A 21,933-nucleotide genomic window follows, 5' to 3' on the forward strand; every position below is an offset into this window, starting at 1 on the left:
TAGTCCTTAACTCCTCCGGAGATTTTTTTTTGTAGCCATTTTATATGTTTTTTAGGGTTTAATAAAAACAAAATTACTAAAACGGCGAATGGGAAAGCTACCGGAGGTTTAGTTCAACATCGGTTTGGCGAAATGGCGGGTTATGGGAAATATAGAAAGTTCGTACATTTTTTGTCGCAACAGCTTTTTATATTTCCTTTTTTGTTAATTTAGTAAATAATAAAAAGCTGTTGCTCAAGTTAGTGAAAGATTGAAAGTTTTGGCTTTCTAATCCGCCACTATCGCCAAGCCGCGGCCCGTTGTACGACATTTTATTGAGAAACCGCATAAATGAAATTTATTGATATTTACAACAGAATCTTACCATTTTGGGGAACTGAAATAAATTTTCACGACGCAAATTTATTGGGTAAAAATGGAATGCAATCAATTCAATTATCAAAAAAATGGGACGAAGTGGAAAACAAATTATCGGAAGATGATAAATTTGGAAACTTAATGGTTTGGACAATGTTTCAAATTTTCCACAAAATCGCTATTAAGAAAATTAAGCAAAATATTTTCACATTAAACCCACTTGAAGTTGACAAAACCATAATTGAAAAAAAATACTTTAAAAACCTGAGTAATGAAAGTTGGGAAAAAGAACTCGCAGAATATGAAAGAACATTACAATAAATGAAATGGAAACTATTGACTTTTGGATAAAAAAACGTCGTACAATAGCTAAGTTTTCGTTGCGTGCGAAGCACGAACAATGAAAACCCTGTTGAACCCTTCGGCTTCGCTCAGGACAGGCTGCAGCTTCGGGAGCTTTTTTCAGCATTATGGGTTTATCGACGGAAAATTTTAAAGATATACAGGAGACTTCGGGAAGAGTCTCTTTTTTTGTGACTAATATTGGTGTTTTTTCACGGTTTTATCGTGTTTTCCTTCACTTTTGGGTATAAAATCCCTTACCCAAAATGCTAGATTTTTGGGGTTTTAAAGTTTCGGCTCATCTCCAAAAACCAACTTGGCGGACCTCGCAAATCGAACGTTGCAATCGTCACAAGATTTCCAACTCTGCAACAACTACATTTCGGCTGAAAAGCTTTGGATGGAAGTTTTTCCATGGGCTGGATGCCTAAATTTTGTTGTAGATTTTTAAGTTTGATACGCTTCCAGGTGCTGCTCAAAAAACCATAATGACGGATTTTTACAAATCTTTTCGGTAAAATATGCATCGCAAATCTTCGGATAAACTCTTCATGGCTTAAAACCATCTGCTTTTTGATGCCTTTTTGGCGGTAATCTTTGTAAGAAAAAGTTACCGTTTCCGCGTCAATTTTCCTGATTCTCTGGTTGCTGATGGCGATTTTATGCGTGTATCTGCCCAAATATTCTACCACAGATTTTGGGCTTCCAAAAGGCTTTTTAGCGAAAACCACCCAAGGTTTTTCCCAAAGTTTTTGTCTGAGTTTTTCATAAGTTTCTGCTGTATTTTGATGATCTTCAAATTGATTTTCATCATTTTCAATCTGATTTTTATTACATTTTAATGATAATTGACCCTTTAGTTTCTCACAAAATTTCGCCCTGAAAACTTTGCTCAAAGCCTTTACAGGAAACAAAAACTTACCATCACTTCTGATGTTTTTCCATACTCCGTTTTCATCCACACCACCACCCGGAACGATGCAGTGCAAATGCGGGTGCAGACTCAGATTCTGTCCCCAGGTATGCAGAACAGCGATCATTCCCATTTTTAAACCTCGATTTTCACCAAAGGTTTGAAGCGTTTCCCAAGCCGATTCAAATAAAATATCGTACAACATTTTCGGAGCATGAAGTGCGGTTTTGTTTAAAACTTCCGGAAGCGTAAAAACCAGGTGAAGATAAGGCACAGGAAGCAGTTCGGTTTCCCGATTTTCCATCCATTTTTCCCGGTTTTTGCCCTGACATTTGGGGCAGTGCCGGTTTCGGCAGGAGTTGTAGCTGATGCTGATATTTCCGCATTCGTCACACGCATCGATATGACCGCCCAAAGCCGATGTTCTGCACTTTTTTAACGCAAATAAAGTTCTTAATTGCCAGGAATTTAGTGCTAGATTTTCCAGTTTTGAACCTAAAATATTCAGCACATCGGCGACTTCATACCGAGGTTGAGATTCAGATTGAGCAGACTGTATTTTTGAGATTTCTAAACGTTGATTTTCATTAAATTTAAAGCTTGAATTTTGGCTTTTAACAAATTCAAAACCAACTACTTCGCTCTGCATTCCTCAAACAAAGTATCCAGTGGAGAGAAGAGTTTTTGAGTAGAAAGTTGGGCGATTTGAAGGTAAACGAGGGTCGTTTCGATGTTTTCGTGGCCGAGGAGATTTTTGATGCTCACAATGTTCATCCCATCTTCCAGAAGATGCGTGGCAAAACTGTGCCGAAGCGTATGAACACTCACTTCTTTCCCTATTTTTGCCGTTTTTGAAGCCTGTTTCACCGCCCATTGTACGCCACGTTGCGAATATCTTGAATCGAATTCTCCACCCGCACGATTTGCACGGGGTTCTCCAAAGAGAAAATCTTCCGGTTTTTCCGCTTCAATGTATTTTTTTAAACCCCGAATTAAATGGTCCGACAAAGGTAAGTAGCGGTCTTTTTTGCCTTTTCCCTGAACCACTTTCAGCTGTTTTCTGTCAAAATCCAAATCACAGAGACGAAGATTTCTGACTTCCAGACATCGCAATCCGCAGCCGTAAAGCAACCCGATTAAGATTTTATGTTTTAAAAGTTTACAGCCGGACAACATCTGCCAAACCTCCTGTTTACTGAGCACTACGGGCAGTTTTTTCTCTTTTTTAATTTCCGGAAGACTTAGAAAACCGTAGCTCAATCCTTCCGATTTCAACAGAAAACGAAGTCCGTAAACCGTGTGTTTAAAGTACGATTGCGAGGGTGATTTTGATTTTTTCTGAAGGTAAAAAAGGTAATCGTGGATCTGCTCTGGATCCAATTCTGTCGGGATTTTCCCAAAATGCAGCGACACCGCCGCCACGTGTCTGGAGTAATTATTGAACGTACTCTGACTGCGTCCCAACACCGAAACGGTACGTTCAAAACGGCTTAAAAGTTCTGTAAAACCAGGCACTTCGCGCTTTGCCTGATTGATGATTTTGTTTTCTCTGAGCTCTTCTAAACTCTTTTTTTTGTTGCCATTCTATTGGTTTTTTAATTAACTTTACAAAGTAACTGATTTATGCGATTGGGAAAGCTACCGAAGGTTTAGTTCAACAAAGTATTTCTATTAGCGGGGTTGAAGTTTACATCATCAAGATTTTCGCCAGTTGTTCATTTTGTTATATTTACAAAAACCAGTTATAATAATCCCCGCCAACAGAAATACCCAACCGTTATGTGTCACCCTATGAATGATCGGGCATAAACAGAAAAAATGAGTATATTTTCTTATCATCTTGTAAAACTATCTTTTATTTCTGCACTCAGAATGATGTTTTTACCAATTAAATCAAAACAAGTAAATGGATTGATTTATGCAGAAACGATGTCCGCAATGGTATTAGGTTCGTCAGTCTATTCCAAATCCCGATTTTTTAACAGAGAAATTGTGGTTTTCGCTCAATGGGAAAATGAAAAGTATCTCGATGAATTTTTACAATCCAACCCAAAAGGAAAACAAATAGCAAAAGGTTGGCATATTCGATTGGAATATTTACGACAATGGGGGAAAATTTCGGGATTTCAAATTCCCAATCACGAAACGGAATTGGAAAATGAAAATAATCCAGTAGTTGCCGTTACAATCGCTCGAATGAAATACACGCAAATTCCGAGATTTCTTCGTTGGGGAAGACCTGTTGAAAAACAAGTTCGGGACGATAACGGAACAACTTTGTCTTTGGCTTCTATTCGATACCCAAATATCATCTCAACTTTTTCGATTTGGAAAACACAAAAAGCGATGACCGATATGGTTCGTGGACACAGCAAAACTCCGCAACCCAAACGACACATCAATGCGATGAAAGAACGTGATAGAAAAAATTTCCATTTTGAGTTTACCACATTGCGTTTCAGACCACTTGCAGAATATGGAGAATGGAATGACCAAAAAAAATATATCCAAAATCAAACTGAACCAATATGAATTTAGCAGATACAATGCAAAAATTTCAGGATTGGTTTACGCAACAATGGGTTATTATTTGTGGAAGAAAAATCAATCCGTCTGAAAACACGTGGTTGTTTGGTACTTTTGGAGAAGTAAACGGAATTGGAGAAAAATTCATTCATCAATTAGCCGAAAAGGAAGATTTAACCATAATAAGAAAATCCAATTCCAAAGGATTGTTAGATTCCATTTCGAGTTTGAATTTATCAGAAAATGAAATTAAAAAACTACCGAAAAATGTTATTGATTTTTACGAAAAAACGTCTGAATATAAACTGCAATTAAATGTAAAATGGAATCCGATATTTAAGATATTTGGTTATGTCGTGAATAGATTGTTCAGTCAGCGAATTAATCAACTCAATATTCCGATAAACAACATTCAATCCTCTGAAAATCTGATCAGCGAAATCATTGAATTAGTTGCAAAAAACACCAACGAAGTAAAATACACGATTTGGTTGCGAAAATTTCAATCAACAGGAAAAGTTATTTATTCGGGAATTTATACAACTTGTTTGCTACCCTCAGGAATTACTTGCGTAAAAGCCATTTTTCCGTTGCCAAAAGGAAATGCAACGGTTATTTTGAAACCTTCTGTCGGAGAAAAAAACGAACTGATTTTAGATTCATCGGGAAATAAATTTGGGGATGCCGGTTTTTATTTTTTACTGAACGATTCCAAAGGGAATTGTTGGAGCAAATACATCAAATCGTTTACGGACAAACTTATAGTGAGTGATGAAAATGAAAAACTAAAAGCAAAACAAACGCTCAAATTATGGCGTCTTAAAGTTGCAAGATTTGAATACGAGATGAAAAAATAAATAACATAAACCAAACAAAAAATAAGGGCGAACACATAACAAGCGTAACCGTTGCACAACCCAGATCTTTCTGCGTTAAGTTGTGAAAAGTCTATAAAAACCGAGCTTTTTTAAGGCGATTTAAGAGGGGTTGTTGTTTTTAGCGGTGAGAGTTTTTTGGATTTTAGGGTGGCTTAAATGGAAGCTATTGAAGCGTTGGGAATGAAGTTCTGCCAAAGCCAAAACTTCCCCTTCGGAAGGTTCATGATTTGGGCATTGCGGTGCACTTTTCGGGTGATGAACTTGAGGTATTTCTTCAGATTGTAGGTGAGAGCAGCCATCAGAACGTGTTTATTGGCATTTTTTATTCCTCGGGTATATTGATACAAGAAATGCAAATCCAATTCTTGGTTTATTTTGCCATAAAGGTTATCTGCGGGAACCAAACGATCTAAACTCAGCTCATAAAACAATTTCGGGGTAAAATCTTTTCGTCCTTGCATAAGGTAAATTTACGCAAACAAACTTTATTAAACAAATGATTATCAATATTTTATGCGAAAACTCAAAGAAATGAAACATTCTTGAATTTTGTTTATATTTGAGTTGTGCAACAGCCACATGGGTTTGGCAAAATGCGGGGTTTAAGGGGTAATTGAACTACTCTTCTTTTTTATCCGCCGCTGCTTTTCATATTGTTTTTTTTTCTTAATTTAACAATCTGAAAAAGAATCGGCTTCGCTCGGTTCTGAATTGAACTTTTCGTCCAATCCAGCCCGCACTTCGCCAATACTTTTTCGTTGGTGGCAAGTGTAAAACACATTCTGTTAAAATCAAACTTAATTTAATAAAAGAAAATAAATGAGCAAAACCTACATAATTGATAGATTAAAATGGTACTATCCTTTAGAACTTTTCAACGCATTTTTCTTTTTAGGTGTTCTATTTTATATTAATTTTAGATATGGTTTCCTTAACACGATATTTATAAGTTATGGATTGGGTTTGATGGTTTTTATTCTTTTTCAAGGTCAGTATTATTGGAAGTTGAAGTTGAAGCGTTTAACTAATAAAGAGTTTAATCAACAAACTGCTATTAATTTGTTTCAAAAATTTAAAAAGATCAACATAGTACTTATAATATTAATCCCTATTCCATTATTTCTTCAACTTTATGTAAATAGTTGGATTATCAAACCTGAAAATTTATTTTATTGGGCAATTATTGTAAATGTGTTTGGAATTTTGGAACATATAAATTATTACAATAGACAATTGATGATTGATAATATACATGACCTGAAATATTTAATACGAAATAGAAAATTGAAAATTGCAAGTTTAAAAAAAGACCTTGACGATGAAGAATTATAAGTACACCTGCCACCAACATGGGTAACCGTTGCACAACCCCAATTTTCTGGAAGTATTGGCAAAAATGCACGAAATATGACCTCTTCAGAAGCGATTTTGGGGAGGTTTTGATTTACGGTGGGAAAATTATTCGGGATTTCAGGTGGGCTTATACGCGGGCTGTAACGGTTCTGATGAGATGCTTTTGGCAAAACCACAAATTCATCCCTGGTACGGGTAGAATTTGGGCATTGCGGTGCACTTTTCGGGTGATACAATAAATCATTACCATAACCAACTGGATAACAATGTTTTACGCTATTATTTTCAACAAAAACCCGTCGCCATCAAAAAATTAGTTTAACTTTGGGGGAGTTGTGCAACAAGCACATTGGTTTGGCAATATGGCGGGTTCAGTGCTAAATTCAAGTTCAGTTCTTCGATTGAACTTTTGTGCAAAACTGAACATTTGTGCTTCGATTTCCGCTCCTTCGCCAAGCTGCCGAACCGTTAGCTGCAACCTTATCAAAACTTCGACCAACAAAGATAGAATGGAAAATATTGACATTGAGAAAGTAGCAGTAAATGACATTGACCAATTACAAAAAATTGGACGACAAACTTTTTACGAAACATTTTCTGAAAGTAACACCGAAGAAAATATGGAAAGTTATTTAGAAAATGGTTTTTCGACTGACAAATTAAAAACTGAACTTAATGACAAAAACGCAGAATTTTATTTTGCGAAAATTGACGAAAAAATAATTGGATATTTAAAACTGAACTTCGGACAATCTCAAACCGAACTAAAAGACGACAAAGCTCTTGAAATTGAGAGAATTTATGTGCTTAAAGAATTTCACGGAAAAAAAGTTGGCCAAATTCTATATGACAAAGCAATCGAAATAGCCAAAAACAAAAATGCGGATTATGTTTGGTTAGGAGTTTGGGAAGAAAATCCGAGAGCAATAAATTTTTATAAAAAGAATGGTTTTGTAGACTTTGACAAACACATTTTTAGATTAGGAGATGATGAACAGACTGATATAATGATGAAAAAGTTTTTGTAAAAACGTATTGTATATGGAATTTAACATTCAACCTACATTAGAAAACGAAAAGCTAATCCTTTATCCTTTACAGGAAAAGGATTTTGAAGCTTTATATACCACAGCTTCTGACCCCAAAATATGGGAACAGCATCCCAATAAAGACCGTTGGAAAAAGGACATATTTAGAACATTCTTTGACGGAGCAATACAAAGCAAGGGAGCTTTTAAAATTGTAAACAAAGCTACAGAAAGCGTTATCGGCAGTACACGCTTTTACGATTATAACGAACAGGAAAACAGCATATTTATCGGTTATACGTTTTATGCGGTTGAGTATTGGGGAAAGGGCATCAATCAATTGGTAAAATCCACAATGCTGGACTATGTTTTTCAGTTTGTTTCAAAGGTGTATTTCCATATCGGAGCAGATAATATCCGCTCACAGATAGCCATCAGTCGTTTAGGTGCTGAAAAAGTTGCAGAACAGGAAGTAACTTATTTTGGCGAAGCTCCCAAACTGAATTTTATGTACGAAATCAGTAAAGAAAAATGGAACAGGAAATTTAAAGCAGAATGAACGTATTTGACCTTATTATAAACGACAAAGAACAGGTGTCATTAAACGATGTATTTCTTGATAAAGCCAACAAAGAGAAGTTTGGACAACTCATCAAGGAACATCAATATATTGAAGAATTGAGCCAATACGGACTGCCTGTAAATAACAAAATATTGCTTCACGGCAGTTCGGGCTGTGGCAAGACGATGACCGCCAAAGCCATAGCACAGGCATTGGGTCAAAATATCCTGATACTCAATTTGAGCAATGTGGTTTGTTCTCGCATTGGCGAAACATCGCAGAATATCAAACAGGTATTTGATAAAGCAGGCAGGGAAAAAGCCGTTTTGTTTTTAGATGAATTTGACCAGATAGGAAAAGCGAGGGGCAACGATGATAAAGACGTAGGCGAAATGCGGAGGTTGGTCAATACACTCATTCAGTTGATAGACTATTATCCTGAAAAAGCCCTTTTGCTATGTGCGACGAACCATCCCGAAATTATTGATACAGCTTTATTAAGGCGGTTTCAGTTGCGGATAAACTTTGAAATGCCTACACCCCAAATTTTAGACGAGTATTACAACAAGCTATTATCTCGATTTCCCGCAGAGTTACAGAACATAGAACGCAAATACAACATTTCATTTGCCGAAGCCAAAGACCATACGTTTACATCGGTAAAATCGGTACTGATAAAAGAACTGGAAGAAAAACAAAAAAATGTCGAAGTATGAACGAAGAAATTCTACAAAACATAGCCGTTATACAAGAGCGAATAAACAATGCTTGTAAAGAAAACGGCAGAAATCGCAATGATGTAAAATTGCTCTTGGCAACCAAAACCGTGCCTGCGGAGCGTATCAAAATCGCTTTGCAGGCAGGGCAAACATTGATAGCCGAAAACAAGGTGCAGGAACTCAAAGAAAAATACGAAGCATTGAAAGATGTTCCGCATAGCAATCATTTCATCGGACATTTGCAGACTAATAAAATCAAAGACCTTTTGAAATATGATGTTTCCTGTTTCCAATCGCTTGACCGTTTAGATTTGGCGGAAAAATTACACCAACGCTTACTGTTTGAAAACAAAACCATAGAAGTACTAATACAGGTAAATACTTCTTTTGAAGAAAGCAAATTTGGCGCAAGCCCCGATAATGCCATTGAATTGGTAAAACAGGTGGCACAGTTGGAAACCCTCAAAATAAAAGGGTTGATGACCATAGGTTTGTTTAGTTCCGAAACCAAAAAAGTACGTAAATGCTTTGGGTTGCTTAAAGATATTCAACAACAAATCGTTGCTTTAGAAATCCCAAACGTGGAAATGAAAGAGTTATCAATGGGAATGAGTAACGATTTGGAAACCGCCATTGCAGAGGGAGCAACCATTATAAGAGTAGGTACGGCTATTTTCGGACAAAGAATTTACCCCGACAGCTATTATTGGAACGAGGACATAAAATAACTGTATGGACATATTTTAAAATGAACTTTTGATAAGTTAAAAACGGCAATCAGCGATTAGGAGACTGAAAGCGATAATCCTTTACAACGGATAGAAGCCGTGAATTATCACGCAATGCCGTCCGAAGTAATAGCTGCTGTTTATTTTAAAACGGACTTAATGAAAAGAATGGCAGCCTATAACAGCCGTCGCCGTTGCACAACCCCAATTTTCTGCAAATAATGGCCAAAATGCACGAAATATGACCTCTTCAGAAGCGATTTTGGGGAGGTTTTTATTTACAATGGGAAAATTATTCGGGATTTCAGGTGGGCTTATACGCAGGCTGTGACGGTTCTGATGAGATGCTTTTGGCAAAACCACAAATTCATCCCTGGTACGGGTAGAATTTGGGCATTTCGGTGAACTTTTCGGGTAATACAATAAATCATTTCCATAACCAACTGGATAACAATGTTTTACACTATTATTTTCAACAAAAACCCGTCGCCATCAAAAAATTAGTTTAACTTTGGAAAAGGAGTTGTGCAACAAGCACATTGGTTTGGCAATATGGCGGGTTCAGTGCTAAATTCAAGTTCAGTTTTTCAATTGGAGTTTTGTGGTAGGTTGACAGTTTTGTCCTCCGAGATCCCGCACGAACGCCAAGCACAGAACCGTTACAGGCAAGCGTAAGAACAACCGTACTACTCAACATTCACGACAAAACAGACAGTTTCGCTACAATTTGACACAGACAGACCCGAAAGGTTTTAAAAAATTTTCCCACCGCACATTTTAAAAAATAATTTCAGCTGACACACATTGGCACATTTGCAAACCGCACCAAGCCCACCCACCACCCACAGTTTGAAAAGAGCCAATTTTACCTGCCCTAACAACAAATTCATTTTTTTTGTAAAGAACTTGTTGAATTAAAAAGTTTACTTACCTTTGCGAGTGAATACTAACTAATATAAAATCAAATTAGACAAGTATGCAAGAATTTACAGGCAGGCAAATTGAGATAATGGAAGCCGCAACCAACCGTATTTCAAAATATGGTATTCAGAATTTGACAATTAAAACATTGGCAGAGGATATTGGTTTGTCTGAACCTGCATTGTACCGACATTTCAAAAGTAAAAATGAAATATTATTGAGTTTACTTGAATATTTCAAAACAGAAATGAAAAACCGTATTCAGTCTATTTCTTTTAAACCGACAGACACGACTGCTGATGAATTAAGATCGATTTTTAATTCACAGCTACAAACTTTTACGAACAAACCAGCTATTGTGAGTGTCATTTTTGCAGAAAGCATTTTCCATTTTGATGAAAGTTTGAGTAATAAAGTGGCTGAAATTATGAATATGATGCAGGAATATGTGAAAGCAAACATAACAAAAGGTCAAGAAGAAGGGCAATACAATAAATTGATTGGAGCTTCTACCCTAACAACCATAATTATTGGCGGAATGAGAATGACCGTGCTGAAATGGAAATTATCAGGACATAAATCAAATCTTGTTAAGGACGGAAAAACGGTCTTAGATGGAATTTTGAAAATGATTGAGAAAAATTAAAAATTAAGAATATGAAAAAAGTATTTGTTTTAGGAATTAGCGTTTTGTTTTTGTGGAGTTGTAATAATACAACTGAAAAATCAACCACACATCAGGAAACTGAAAACCACGCAGAACATCAACAAGATGAAAGTTCTGAATCTATCGAACTCAACAATGGAGAAAAATGGTTGGTGAACGAAGAAATGAAGCCATTTGTAATGAAAGGGGAAGAATTGGTTAATGCCTATATTCAGGACGGAAAGACGGATTATAAAACGCTTGCCGAACAACTAAAAGACCAAAACACCCAGCTCATAAGAAGCTGTACGATGACAGGCAAAAGCCACGACGAATTACACAAATGGCTACACCCGCACCTTGAAATAGTAAAAACGCTGGAAAGTGAAACCGATGAAGCAAAAGCTAATCAGATCGTTTTGAGTTTGCAAAAATCGTATCAGGACTACCATCATTATTTTAATTAGTCTAAATAGCTATTTGCTTAATAATCAAAAGAATCTGTTGATTATTTATTCAAATTGTTTATAGAACAAGTATCTTTGTAATGTGAGAAGACTTTTGGCAATATTATTTCTCTTTACCTTTCTGAGTGCAAATACGGCATTCGGAGAGGTACTGAAATTGCCAATGTTGGTGCAACATTATATAGAGCATACACAAGAAGACAATAACACCTCGCTCTTCAATTTTTTAGTACAGCACTATACCGGAGACATCAACCACCATCATCAAAGCGACCACAACCATCACGATAAATTACCGTTTAAAACAACTGATGGTCATTTTTCATCAATTGTTTCCATCGTGTCACCTCCGTTTTTTGTAATTACTCACAAAACCGTTGTAACGGCAGATCTAAAACTTCCTGCCTATAATCAGCAAAGCTATTCAAACGCATATCTGAACAGCATCTGGCAACCGCCACGCTTTAGTTAATCATTTTTTGAATGAACGATAGGCTTTTTACTGTGCCTATCGCAATTGCACATTTCTCAAAACGATTAATTGAATGAATTATGCTGAATAAAATCATTGAGTTTTCAATAAAGAACAAACTCATCATAGGTCTGTTTGTACTTGCCCTTATTGGTTATGGAATTTATGAAGTTAGAAAGCTTCCAATTGATGCCGTCCCCGATATAACAAACAACCAAGTGCAGGTGATTACGGTAGCTCCTGCATTGGGTGCTCCCGATGTGGAACGCCTCATTACTTTCCCTATCGAACAGGTCAACAACAACATTCCGGGACTGATAGAACTCCGCAGTTTTTCACGCTTTGGATTGTCCGTGGTAACGATTGTTTTTGAAGATGATATCGACATTTACTGGGCAAGACAACAGGTTTCTGAACGATTGCAACAGGCTCAGGAGCAAATCCCCAAAGGTGTTGGGACACCTGTCTTAGCACCCGTTACCACAGGATTGGGCGAAATTTATCAATACACCGTTCGCCCGAAAAAAGGTTACGAAGACCAATACAATGTGATGGAATTACGAACCATTCAGGATTGGATTGTCCGGAGGCAATTGTTGGATGTAAAAGGCGTAGCCGAAGTGAGCAGTTTTGGCGGATACCTCAAGCAATACGAAGTAGCGGTCATTCCCGAAAAACTGATGGCATACAATATTACCATTGGCGATGTATTCACTGCTTTGGAAACCAACAACCAGAATACGGGTGGCTCTTATATAGAAAAAGGTCCTACCATTTTATTTATCCGCAGCGAAGGATTAGTCGGCGGTATGGAAGATATTCGGAATATCGTCGTTAAAAATCTGCCCAACGGAATGCCATTATTAGTTCGTGATGTAGGCGAAGTCCGTCTGGGAAGTGCTCCACGATACGGAGCAATGACGTATAATGGCGAGCAGGAAGTATCTGGAGCGGTAGTGATGATGCTGAAAGGCGAAAACAGCAACGAAGTCATCAAAAACATCAAAGAACGCATTACCCAGATCGAGAAAACGCTGCCCGAAGGTGTTATGATTGATGCTTTTCTGGACCGTACCAAAATGGTAAACAATTCCATCAGTACCGTAACCACTAATCTGCTGGAGGGGGCTTTGATCGTGGTTTTTGTGTTGGTGTTGTTTCTGGGCAATTTTAGGGCAGGATTGCTCGTAGCTTCGGTCATTCCGTTGTCTATGTTGTTTGCGATAATCCTGATGAACACCTTTGGCGTGAGTGGTAACCTGATGAGCTTGGGAGCCTTGGATTTCGGATTGATTGTGGATGGAGCTGTGATTATCGTGGAAGCGGTTTTACACAAGCTATCCCACAGTAAAGTATTTAAAAATGTCAATAAACTTACACAGTCCGAAATGGACGAAGAGGTGAAAACTTCTGCATCGGGAATGATGAACGCAGCTGTTTTCGGACAGATTATCATCCTGATCGTTTATCTGCCCATTTTTACCCTGCGGGGCATTGAAGGAAAAATGTTTATGCCGATGGCACAGACCGTAGTTTTTGCTTTGCTCGGTGCTTTCCTGCTTTCACTCACTTATATTCCGATGATGAGTTCCCTGGTTTTGAGCAAAAAAATCTCGCACAAAACCACATTTTCGGATAGGATGATGAACCGTTTGGAACGTTTTTATCAAAAATACCTGACCAAAATATTACGTCGTCAAAAAATGGTTTTGGCAACTGTTTTAGGATTGTTTGCGGTTGCCGTTTTCATATTCACAAGATTAGGCGGAGAATTTATACCGGCATTGCCCGAGGGCGATTTTGCAGTGGACACCCGGGTTTTGCCGGGTAGTAATCTGAATACTTCGGTTGAAGCGGTCTCAAAAGCATCTGAAATTATCCTCGAAAATTTCCCGGAAGTGGAAAAAGTAGTCGGAAAAACAGGAAGCAGTGAAGTGCCAACCGATCCGATGGCGGTGGACGCATCAGATATGATGATTATTTTGAAACCACGCAAAGAATGGACTTCCGCTAAAACCTATACCGAACTGGAAGCTAAAATGTCCGCAGCCTTGGAAGCCTTGCCGGGCGTTTCTTTCGGTTTTCAATATCCTGTGAATATGCGTTTTAACGAACTGATGTCCGGAGCGAGGCAGGATGTGGTGGTGAAAATCTTTGGTGAGGATTTGGATACACTGGCAACTTATGCAGCTCAATTGGGGAGATTAAGTAATTCAGTAGAAGGCAGTGAGGCGGTTTATGTAGAATCCATAACCGGAATGCCCCAAATAGTGATTGATTACAATCGCACTACTATTGCACAATACGGTTTGAACATCAGCGATATTAACCGGGTGGTTAATGCCGCTTTTGCCGGAGAAAGCAGCGGAATGGTTTACGAAGGCGAAAGACGTTTTGATTTGGTGGTGCGTTTGGCGGGTGAGAAACGGAAAAATTTAGAAGATGTCCGGCAACTATTGATTACTACACCACAAGGGGTACAAATTCCGTTGAGTACTGTTGCCAATGTGGACATTGTGGAGGGACCCAACCAAATCCAACGGGATAATTCGCAACGCAGAATTATTGTAGGGTTTAATGTTCGGGGCAGAGATATCCAAAGCACAGTAAGTGAATTGCAGCAAAAGGTGGAAGAACAGATAAAACTGCCTCCGGGGTATTACATCACCTATGGCGGAGCTTTTGAGAATTTAGAAGCGGCAAAAGACCGGCTATATGTTGCCGTTCCGCTTGCTTTGGCACTTATTTTCCTGCTGCTGTACTTTGCCTTTGGTTCGGTGAAACAAGGCTTGCTTATATACAGCACAATTCCACTTTCGACCATCGGGGGAATTTTCGCACTGGCAATCAGAGATATTTCATTCAGTGTCAGTGCCGGCATTGGTTTTATCGCTTTGTTTGGTGTGGCGGTGCTCAACGGAATTGTTTTGATGGCAGAGTTTAACCGGTTGACAAAGCAAGGTTATACAAACCTGAAACGCATCGTGATGATGGGAACCAAAACCCGTTTGCGTCCCGTATTAATGACCGCATCGGTTGCTTCACTTGGATTTTTGCCTATGGCACTCAGTACAGGCGAAGGGGCCGAAGTGCAAAGACCATTAGCAACTGTAGTGATTGGTGGTTTATTGATTGCCACCTTTTTAACCTTATTTGTTTTACCCATTTTGTATATGCTTACGCACAGAAAAATAACTGTCAATAAAAAACTGGTTGCGATGCTTGTGGTATTTTCTGCTTTTTCCTTTCAGGAAATAAACGCTCAAACACCCATCACGTTACAACAAGCGATTGACACGGCTTTGGCCAATAATCTTTCGGTCAAAAATGAACGTTTGAAAAATGAATACCATCAAAAATTGATAAAATCGGGAACAGCAATTCCGGGAACGGATGTATTTGGTGAATACGGACAAATCAATGGTATTTATAACGATACCCGGTTTGGGGTTTCCCAAACGATCAGCTTCCCGACTGTTTATAAACGACAAAAAGAATTGCTGACCGAAGAGTGGAAAAGCAGCCTGTTGAATACCGGCGTTCGAGAGGCACAGCTCAAAAAGCAGGTTTCTCAGGTTTTTTATACGCTGGTTTACCTGCAACACAAAAGAGAGCTGTTGCAAAAAACCGATACGCTGTTTGCCGAATTTCTGAACAAAGCTATCCTTCGTTTTAAAGCCGGAGAAAGCAATGTTCTGGAAAAAACAACTGCCGAAAACCAACGTGGACAGATGGCATTGCAACTGTTGCAGTTAGGCAGGGATATGGAAATAATACAGCTACAATTTCAACTCTTGCTTAATACCGAAACTGTTTTTGTGCCGATGGAAGATGCTGATTTAGGTATTCCATTTTTAGAAAATGACAGTTCTTTATTGACTTCGCATCCTGAAATGCAGTTTTTGAAACAGCAACAACAGATAGCCAATGCGGTTACCAAATCGGAGCAATCAAAATTATTGCCTGACCTCTCCTTTGGATACAACCTGATGGGAATGCGTGGAACGGGACCCGACGATAAATTATACAACAGCACACCGCAGTTCCATTCGGTGCAACTTGGCTTGAGTATTCCAATTTTTACGGGTAGTCAAAAAGCAAAAATCAATGCAGCAAAAATCAATGAAAATATCGCTGCCAATGAATACGAATGGAAGTTGAAAAACTTTGAAAATGCGTATCATTCTGCTTTTATGGAATATCAAAAGTTTGAAGAAATGGTTCGTTATTTTGAAAACACAGCCTTGAAAAATGCAGCAACCATTACTGAAACAGCCGAAAAGCAATTTCTGAACGGTGACATCAATTATCTGGAATGGGTGCTCTTAATCAATCAGGCAATCGGCATTCAAAGTGATTATATCGAAGCAGTGAAAAATTTGAATAATGTGCTTGCTGAACTAAATTTTCACAACAATCAATAAAATCTCGGAAAATGAAAAATATAATTTTTATCATAAATATAGCACTGTTACTCACTTCCTGCGGAAATGACAACAAACAGAGCAATGCAGAAAATGAGCGGCCAACGCAGGAAAACACCCTTTCGCTTACGGACGAACAGTATAAAAATGCGGCAATTGAAACAGGTAAGATTTTCACGTCCAATATTTCTTCAGTACTCAGATTAAACGGAAAGATTGATGTACCGCCTCAAAGTTTGGTTTCGGTTAGTGTTCCGTTGGGTGGTTATCTGAAATCAACAAAATTACTGCCCGGAATGCACATCCGCAAAGGGGACCCATTGGCAGTAATGGAAGACATACAGTATATACAGTTGCAACAGGATTATTTAACCACAAAAGCCCAGTTGAGTTTAACCGAAAGCGAGTACAACCGCCAGAAAGAGCTGAACCAAAGCAAAGCCACGAGCGATAAAGTGTTTGAGCAAGCAAGAACGAATTATCAAACGCAGTTGGTTTTATTGAAATCGCTGGAAGAAAAACTGAAATTGATAGGCTTAAATCCGCAAAGAATAAGTACCGGTACCATTTCAAAAAGCATTAATATCTATTCACCGATATCGGGTTTTGTATCGGCAGTAAACGTTAATATTGGGAAATATGTAAACCCAAGTGATATACTCTTTGAGTTGGTAAACCCTAATGACATTCATTTGAAATTGACCGTTTTTGAAAAAGACATCAATAAACTTGATGTGGGGCAAAAATTGTTGGCATACTCCAACAACCATCCGCAGACAAAATATCCTTTGGAAGTCATTCTCATCAGCAAAAACATCTCCGGTCAGAATGCTGCTGAAGTACATTGCCAGTTTGAGCAGTACGATAAAAATTTACTTCCAGGAATGTTTATGAATGCCGAAATAGAGGTTTCTGCCCATAACGCTAATGTGCTTCCTGAAGAGGCGATTGTTCGGTTTGAAAACAAACACTATGTTTTTGTGGAGAAAGGAAAACAAACTTTTGAAATGAAAGAAGTGCAAACCGGAAATGCTGAAAATAATCTTGTCGAAATCATCAATGCCGAGCAGTTTGATAATGAAAATATCGTGGTCAAAAATGCTTACACACTCTTAATGGCACTGAAAAATGAAAGTGAAGAATAAATTATTTCAAACAAAAAACTAAATTTTTCAATTATGAAAACAGATATTAAAATTCATTTTACGCTTATCCATCGCATTTTGCATTGGATAATGGCTTTTGCAATGCCTGTGTTATTTCTCACCGGTTTTCTTCGTATGAACTGGATGAATAAAAAACATATAATCGGTATCATCGAAAGTAAAACAGATTTATTAGCCAAAGAACAGTCAATGGAAATTGCTAAAAGCATTCTTGAACCTATGTGGCAATGGCACGAAGTATTTGCCCACATTATGATATTTTCATTCCTTGTTAGAATAATTTATATGTTGGTAAAAGGTATTCGCTTTCCTAACCCTTTTAAAAGCAATCAACCGCTTAAAGAACGGTTACAGGGTTTTACTTATGTGTATTTTTATCTTTTTGTATTCATTTCTGCCGTTACGGGTATTTGTATCAGACAAGGATTTTTTCCACAATGGAAAGAAGGTATTGAAACCGTTCACAAATGGGGCATTTATTGGTTTCCTATTTTTATTCTTTTGCATTTTGTGGGAATTGTCATTGCTGAATTATCCAGTAAAAAAGGTGTCACCTCAAAAATGATTGGTGGGGATTAAAGAAAAATTTTGATATTGATAAGCCAAAATACTTTACAATAATATAACCTATCGACCTTATATATTTTGGAAAAATATATATTAATTAAATGATTATGAACCGTAATAACCAATAATTTTAACGCAAAGATTTCATTAGTGAGCGAACATAACAACATCAAAGAAATTGCCCGACTTTTTCTGAAACTGGGATTTACGGCATTTGGTGGTCCTGCTGGTCATACTGCTATGATGCGGGAGGAAGTTGTAGTGAAAAGAAATTGGTTATCCGAGCAGCAATTTCTTGATTTGATGGGAGCTACAAATTTAATTCCTGGTCCCAACAGTACTGAACTCGCCATACATATTGGTAAAGAAAAAGGCGGCTGGAAGGGAATGCTTGTTGCCGGAAGTCTTTTTATTCTTCCTGCCGTACTTATCACGGGGATTTTTGCTTATTTGTACAAAATATATGGACAACTTCCTCAAGTCGAACCATTTGTTTATGGTATCAAACCCGCAATTATTGCCATTATTTTGGCAGCAGTCTATCCATTAGGCAAGCAATCTGCAAAATCTAAAGAGTTGGCTATTGTTGGATTATTGGTTTTAATTTTTTCATTTTTTGTGCAAAATGAAATCTTATTAATGTTTGGTTTCGGTTTACTATTTATGCTTTATAAATCACTTAAAGAGAAGCATACACTCAACAGTTTTTTCCCGATTCCGTTCTTGTCCATTCCCTTAATGACCACAATTTCTGTTACCAACCTCAAACTGTTTTGGATTTTCCTAAAGATAGGAGCAGTTTTGTACGGAAGTGGTTATGTGTTGTTTGCATTTTTAGATTCTGAACTCGTGACCACAGGTATTTTAAGTCGCCAAGAACTGATTGATGCCATTGCCGTGGGGCAGTTTACGCCTGGCCCCGTTACGTCTTCGGTTACATTTATTGGTTATCAAATCAATGGAATTTGGGGTGCAATTATCTCAACATTTGCTGTCTTTTTGCCTTCTTTTATTTTCGTCGCATTATTGAATCCAATTTTGAAATTTTTACGAAAATCAACACGTTTCTCTTCCTTTTTAGATGCAGTAAATATTGCTTCGGTAGCACTCATTATTTCGGTCTGCATCATTATGGGAAGAGAAGTAATAACCGACTGGCGGACGATATCCATTGCAATCATCAGCCTTTTTCTAACCTTTGGCTTCCGAAAAATAAGCTCCGTCGTTATCATACTTCTGGGGTCTTTGACGGGCTATTTATTACATCTAATATAATTAAAATATTGTTTTATGACACCCTATAACATTCCCAAACACCTGACTGGACTTTCGGAAGAAGATTTGAAAATCTCTCGAAACGATTTCGGCTTCAATCAGGCAGATAACGTGAAGAAAAGTGCCTGGTACACGATGCTATTGGACATCCTGAAAGAGCCGATGTTACTTTTGCTCATTGCCGTGGCGATTATTTATGTGATTGTGGGCAATTATTCCGAAGCAATTTTTATGTTGGGAGCGATTATAGCCGTTTCGGGTATTTCGTTCTATCAGGACAATCGTAGTAAAAAGGCATTGGAAGCCTTGGAAAAACTGAACGAACCGCTCAGTACCGTTATCCGAAATTCAAAAGTAATACGAATCCCTACCCACGAAATTGCCGTGGGCGACTTGTGCATTACCGAAGAAGGAAAGATGATCAATGCCGATGGTGAGATTGTGCATAGCAATGATTTTTCGGTCAATGAAGCATCGCTAACAGGGGAAAGCTTTTCGGTGTTCAAAAGTCAGGAAACCGAAGACCGGAAAGTATATAGCGGTTCGTTGACCGTTTCTGGACTGGCGGTTTTCAAAGTGGAAAAAATCGGTGCGGAAACCAAGCTGGGAAAAATCGGACAATCCATTCAGAACATCAAAGGAGAGCAATCTCCCTTACAAATTCAGATTACAAAATTTGTCAAATGGATGGCAATCATCGGCATTGTTGTTTTTTTATTAGTTTGGGCATACAGTTTTTGGCAATCAAGAGATATTATTGAAAGTTTATTGGTTGGACTGACTTTGGCGATGTCCATTTTGCCGGAAGAAATCCCTGTGGCTTTTACCACTTTTATGGCATTGGGAGCCTGGAAACTGATGCGAGAAGGAATTATCATCAAGCGAAGCAGTGTGGTAGAAACATTGGGGAGTACCACGGTGATCTGCGCAGACAAGACTGGCACCATTACCGAAAACTCAATGCACTTGAAAGCTTTGTTCGATTATAAATCCAACAATATTTTTGACGAAGCTGATTTTAACTCACCCGAACTTTCAGAACTCATTGCGTTTGCGATGTGGAGTAGTGAACCTGTTCCGTTTGATCCGATGGAGAAAACGCTGCATCAGGTTTATGAAAAAACTCAAGCCGATGACCAACGGAAGAACTTCCAAATGATACACGAATATCCCTTGGAAGGAAAACCACCGATGATGACCCATCTTTTTGAAAATGGATTGGGAGAGCGAATAATAGCCGCCAAAGGTGCTCCCGAAGCCATACTTGCCGTATCCAATCTCTCAGAAGGCGAAAAAGAAAAAATGCGTCAGCATATCAGCGATTTTGGCAAACAGGGCTATCGGGTATTGGGTGTAGCCAAGTCAAATTTTGAAGAAAATGATTTCCCTGAAAAACAACGGGATTTCAACTTTGAATTCTTAGGATTTACCGTGTTTTACGACCCACCAAAGAAAAATATTCAGGAAGTATTCCAAAAAATATACGATGCCGGAATTAAAGTAAAGGTGATTACAGGCGATAATGCCGATACCACTAATGCTATTGCCCGGCAAGCGGGAATTATCAATGAAACTCCGGCTGTAAACGGAGCAGAAATTATCCACCATACAGAACCAGAATTGATTGAACTGACAAGAAAAACGACCTTGTTTACCCGAATGTTTCCAGAAGCTAAATTAAAAATAGTCAATGCTTTCAAAAAAGATGAAGAAGTTGTTGCTATGTTGGGCGATGGTGTAAACGATGCTCCTGCACTGAAAGCCGCTCATATTGGTGTTGCAATGGGAAGCAAAGGCACGGAAATAGCCAAAGCAGCAGCTTCATTAGTGATTACCAATGATGATTTGGACAAACTCATCACAGGAATTGCAGCAGGGAGACGAATTTATGCCAATATCAAAAAAGCCATTCAGTATATTATCTCCATTCATATTCCGATTATTCTGACCGTTTCGCTGCCTTTGTTTTTGGGGTGGATTTATCCGCATATTTTTACGCCGGTACACGTTATTTTTCTGGAATTGATTATGGGACCCACCTGTTCCATTGTCTATGAAAATGAACCGATGGAAAAAGACACGATGCAACGAAAACCACGGAAAATGACCGAAACTTTCTTGAATTGGAAAGAATTAAGCATCAGCATTATTCAAGGTTTGATCATTACAGCAGGTGTATTGTTTGCCTATCAATTTGCCGTTCAAAAAGGGAGCAGCGAAGAAACAACAAGGGCCATGGTTTTTACTACCTTGATTTTTGCCAATGTGTTTTTGAGCCTGGTCAATCGCTCATTCGTTTACAGTATGTTTGAGAGTTTCAAATACAAAAACCGTTTGTTTCCAGTGATCATCGGAACAACTTTGATATTGCTTTTCGCCATATTGTACATACCGATATTTGCCGGTTTCTTTCACGTAACCGGATTAAACATCCCGGAATTAGGAATAACATTTTTAATTGCTGCAACTTCAGTTTTGTGGTTTGAGATATACAAATGGATTAAAAGAAGAAAGTAAATAAGTGATTTTTCAGAGAAAGGTATTGTTCTCTCTGAAAATATTTATACTTTTGCGAGTGAATACTAACTA

General features: G+C 38.1%; 19 protein-coding genes. 16 read left to right on the plus strand and 3 right to left on the minus strand.

What is annotated here, in order from left to right:
* Positions 1 to 330: 330 nt before the first annotated feature.
* Positions 331 to 678 (plus strand): hypothetical protein, encoded by a 348-nt coding sequence (locus LKO26_RS01480; protein ID WP_227586031.1) that lies wholly within the window; start codon positions 331 to 333, stop codon positions 676 to 678.
* Between the two features lie 290 nt (positions 679 to 968).
* Here LKO26_RS01480 and LKO26_RS01485 read toward each other — a convergent pair whose 3' ends face one another.
* Together LKO26_RS01485 and LKO26_RS01490 are read right to left on the minus strand one after the other, a co-directional pair.
* Entirely contained in the window at positions 969 to 2,180 is a 1,212-nt protein-coding gene (locus LKO26_RS01485) for an IS91 family transposase (RefSeq protein WP_227586198.1), read from the minus strand.
* A 65-nt stretch (positions 2,181 to 2,245) separates the two neighbouring features.
* On the minus strand, positions 2,246 to 3,127 hold the full coding sequence (locus LKO26_RS01490; RefSeq protein WP_227586032.1) for a tyrosine-type recombinase/integrase: 882 nt from the start codon (positions 3,125 to 3,127) through the stop codon (positions 2,246 to 2,248).
* A gap of 303 nt (positions 3,128 to 3,430) precedes the next feature.
* Between LKO26_RS01490 and LKO26_RS01495 the strand changes: the two genes are divergently transcribed.
* Complete coding sequence (locus LKO26_RS01495) at positions 3,431 to 4,144, plus strand: hypothetical protein (protein WP_227586033.1); 714 nt, start codon at positions 3,431 to 3,433, stop codon at positions 4,142 to 4,144.
* Positions 4,141 to 4,995, plus strand: a complete 855-nt coding sequence (locus tag LKO26_RS01500) for a hypothetical protein (protein WP_227586034.1) — start codon at positions 4,141 to 4,143, stop codon at positions 4,993 to 4,995. Before LKO26_RS01495 ends, LKO26_RS01500 begins: the two co-directional genes overlap by 4 nt.
* 173 nt (positions 4,996 to 5,168) lie before the next feature.
* Here LKO26_RS01500 and LKO26_RS01505 read toward each other — a convergent pair whose 3' ends face one another.
* Positions 5,169 to 5,477 (minus strand): hypothetical protein, encoded by a 309-nt coding sequence (locus LKO26_RS01505; RefSeq protein WP_227586035.1) that lies wholly within the window; start codon positions 5,475 to 5,477, stop codon positions 5,169 to 5,171.
* A 358-nt stretch (positions 5,478 to 5,835) separates the two neighbouring features.
* Here LKO26_RS01505 and LKO26_RS01510 point away from each other — a divergent pair, with 358 nt between their 5' ends.
* From LKO26_RS01510 to LKO26_RS01570, 13 genes are all read left to right on the plus strand, one after another.
* The gene (locus tag LKO26_RS01510) at positions 5,836 to 6,348 is read left to right on the plus strand and encodes a hypothetical protein (protein ID WP_227586036.1); all 513 of its coding nucleotides are present in this window, start codon (positions 5,836 to 5,838) and stop codon (positions 6,346 to 6,348) included.
* A 530-nt stretch (positions 6,349 to 6,878) separates the two neighbouring features.
* Complete coding sequence (locus LKO26_RS01515; RefSeq protein ID WP_227586037.1) at positions 6,879 to 7,397, plus strand: GNAT family N-acetyltransferase; 519 nt, start codon at positions 6,879 to 6,881, stop codon at positions 7,395 to 7,397.
* A 13-nt stretch (positions 7,398 to 7,410) separates the two neighbouring features.
* Positions 7,411 to 7,956: a GNAT family N-acetyltransferase gene (locus tag LKO26_RS01520; RefSeq protein ID WP_227586038.1), complete on the plus strand. Its 546-nt coding sequence runs from the start codon at positions 7,411 to 7,413 to the stop codon at positions 7,954 to 7,956.
* A complete protein-coding gene (locus LKO26_RS01525; RefSeq protein WP_227586039.1) occupies positions 7,953 to 8,675 on the plus strand; it encodes an AAA family ATPase in 723 nt (240 codons plus the stop codon). Before LKO26_RS01520 ends, LKO26_RS01525 begins: the two co-directional genes overlap by 4 nt.
* Positions 8,672 to 9,406, plus strand: a complete 735-nt coding sequence (locus LKO26_RS01530) for a YggS family pyridoxal phosphate-dependent enzyme (protein WP_227586040.1) — start codon at positions 8,672 to 8,674, stop codon at positions 9,404 to 9,406. The genes LKO26_RS01525 and LKO26_RS01530 overlap by 4 nt, the downstream gene beginning before the upstream one ends.
* Positions 9,407 to 10,382: 976 nt before the next feature.
* Positions 10,383 to 10,973 (plus strand): TetR/AcrR family transcriptional regulator, encoded by a 591-nt coding sequence (locus tag LKO26_RS01535; RefSeq protein WP_227586041.1) that lies wholly within the window; start codon positions 10,383 to 10,385, stop codon positions 10,971 to 10,973.
* An 11-nt stretch (positions 10,974 to 10,984) separates the two neighbouring features.
* The gene (locus tag LKO26_RS01540) at positions 10,985 to 11,440 is read left to right on the plus strand and encodes a hypothetical protein (protein WP_227586042.1); all 456 of its coding nucleotides are present in this window, start codon (positions 10,985 to 10,987) and stop codon (positions 11,438 to 11,440) included.
* Between the two features lie 94 nt (positions 11,441 to 11,534).
* On the plus strand, positions 11,535 to 11,912 hold the full coding sequence (locus tag LKO26_RS01545; protein ID WP_227586043.1) for a hypothetical protein: 378 nt from the start codon (positions 11,535 to 11,537) through the stop codon (positions 11,910 to 11,912).
* 80 nt (positions 11,913 to 11,992) lie between these two features.
* Entirely contained in the window at positions 11,993 to 16,336 is a 4,344-nt protein-coding gene (locus tag LKO26_RS01550; protein WP_227586044.1) for a CusA/CzcA family heavy metal efflux RND transporter, read from the plus strand.
* 11 nt (positions 16,337 to 16,347) lie between these two features.
* Entirely contained in the window at positions 16,348 to 17,481 is a 1,134-nt protein-coding gene (locus LKO26_RS01555; RefSeq protein WP_227586045.1) for an efflux RND transporter periplasmic adaptor subunit, read from the plus strand.
* Positions 17,482 to 17,514: 33 nt separating this feature from the next.
* Positions 17,515 to 18,081, plus strand: coding sequence for a cytochrome b/b6 domain-containing protein (locus LKO26_RS01560; protein ID WP_227586046.1), 567 nt, complete (start codon positions 17,515 to 17,517; stop codon positions 18,079 to 18,081).
* A 138-nt stretch (positions 18,082 to 18,219) separates the two neighbouring features.
* On the plus strand, positions 18,220 to 19,344 hold the full coding sequence (chrA, locus tag LKO26_RS01565) for a chromate efflux transporter (protein ID WP_227586047.1): 1,125 nt from the start codon (positions 18,220 to 18,222) through the stop codon (positions 19,342 to 19,344).
* A gap of 15 nt (positions 19,345 to 19,359) precedes the next feature.
* Positions 19,360 to 21,861, plus strand: a complete 2,502-nt coding sequence (locus LKO26_RS01570) for a cation-translocating P-type ATPase (RefSeq protein WP_227586048.1) — start codon at positions 19,360 to 19,362, stop codon at positions 21,859 to 21,861.
* Positions 21,862 to 21,933: the final 72 nt, after the last annotated feature.

It is taken from the genome of Chryseobacterium sp. MFBS3-17 (assembly GCF_020687745.1).
GTDB lineage: Bacteria > Bacteroidota > Bacteroidia > Flavobacteriales > Weeksellaceae > Marnyiella.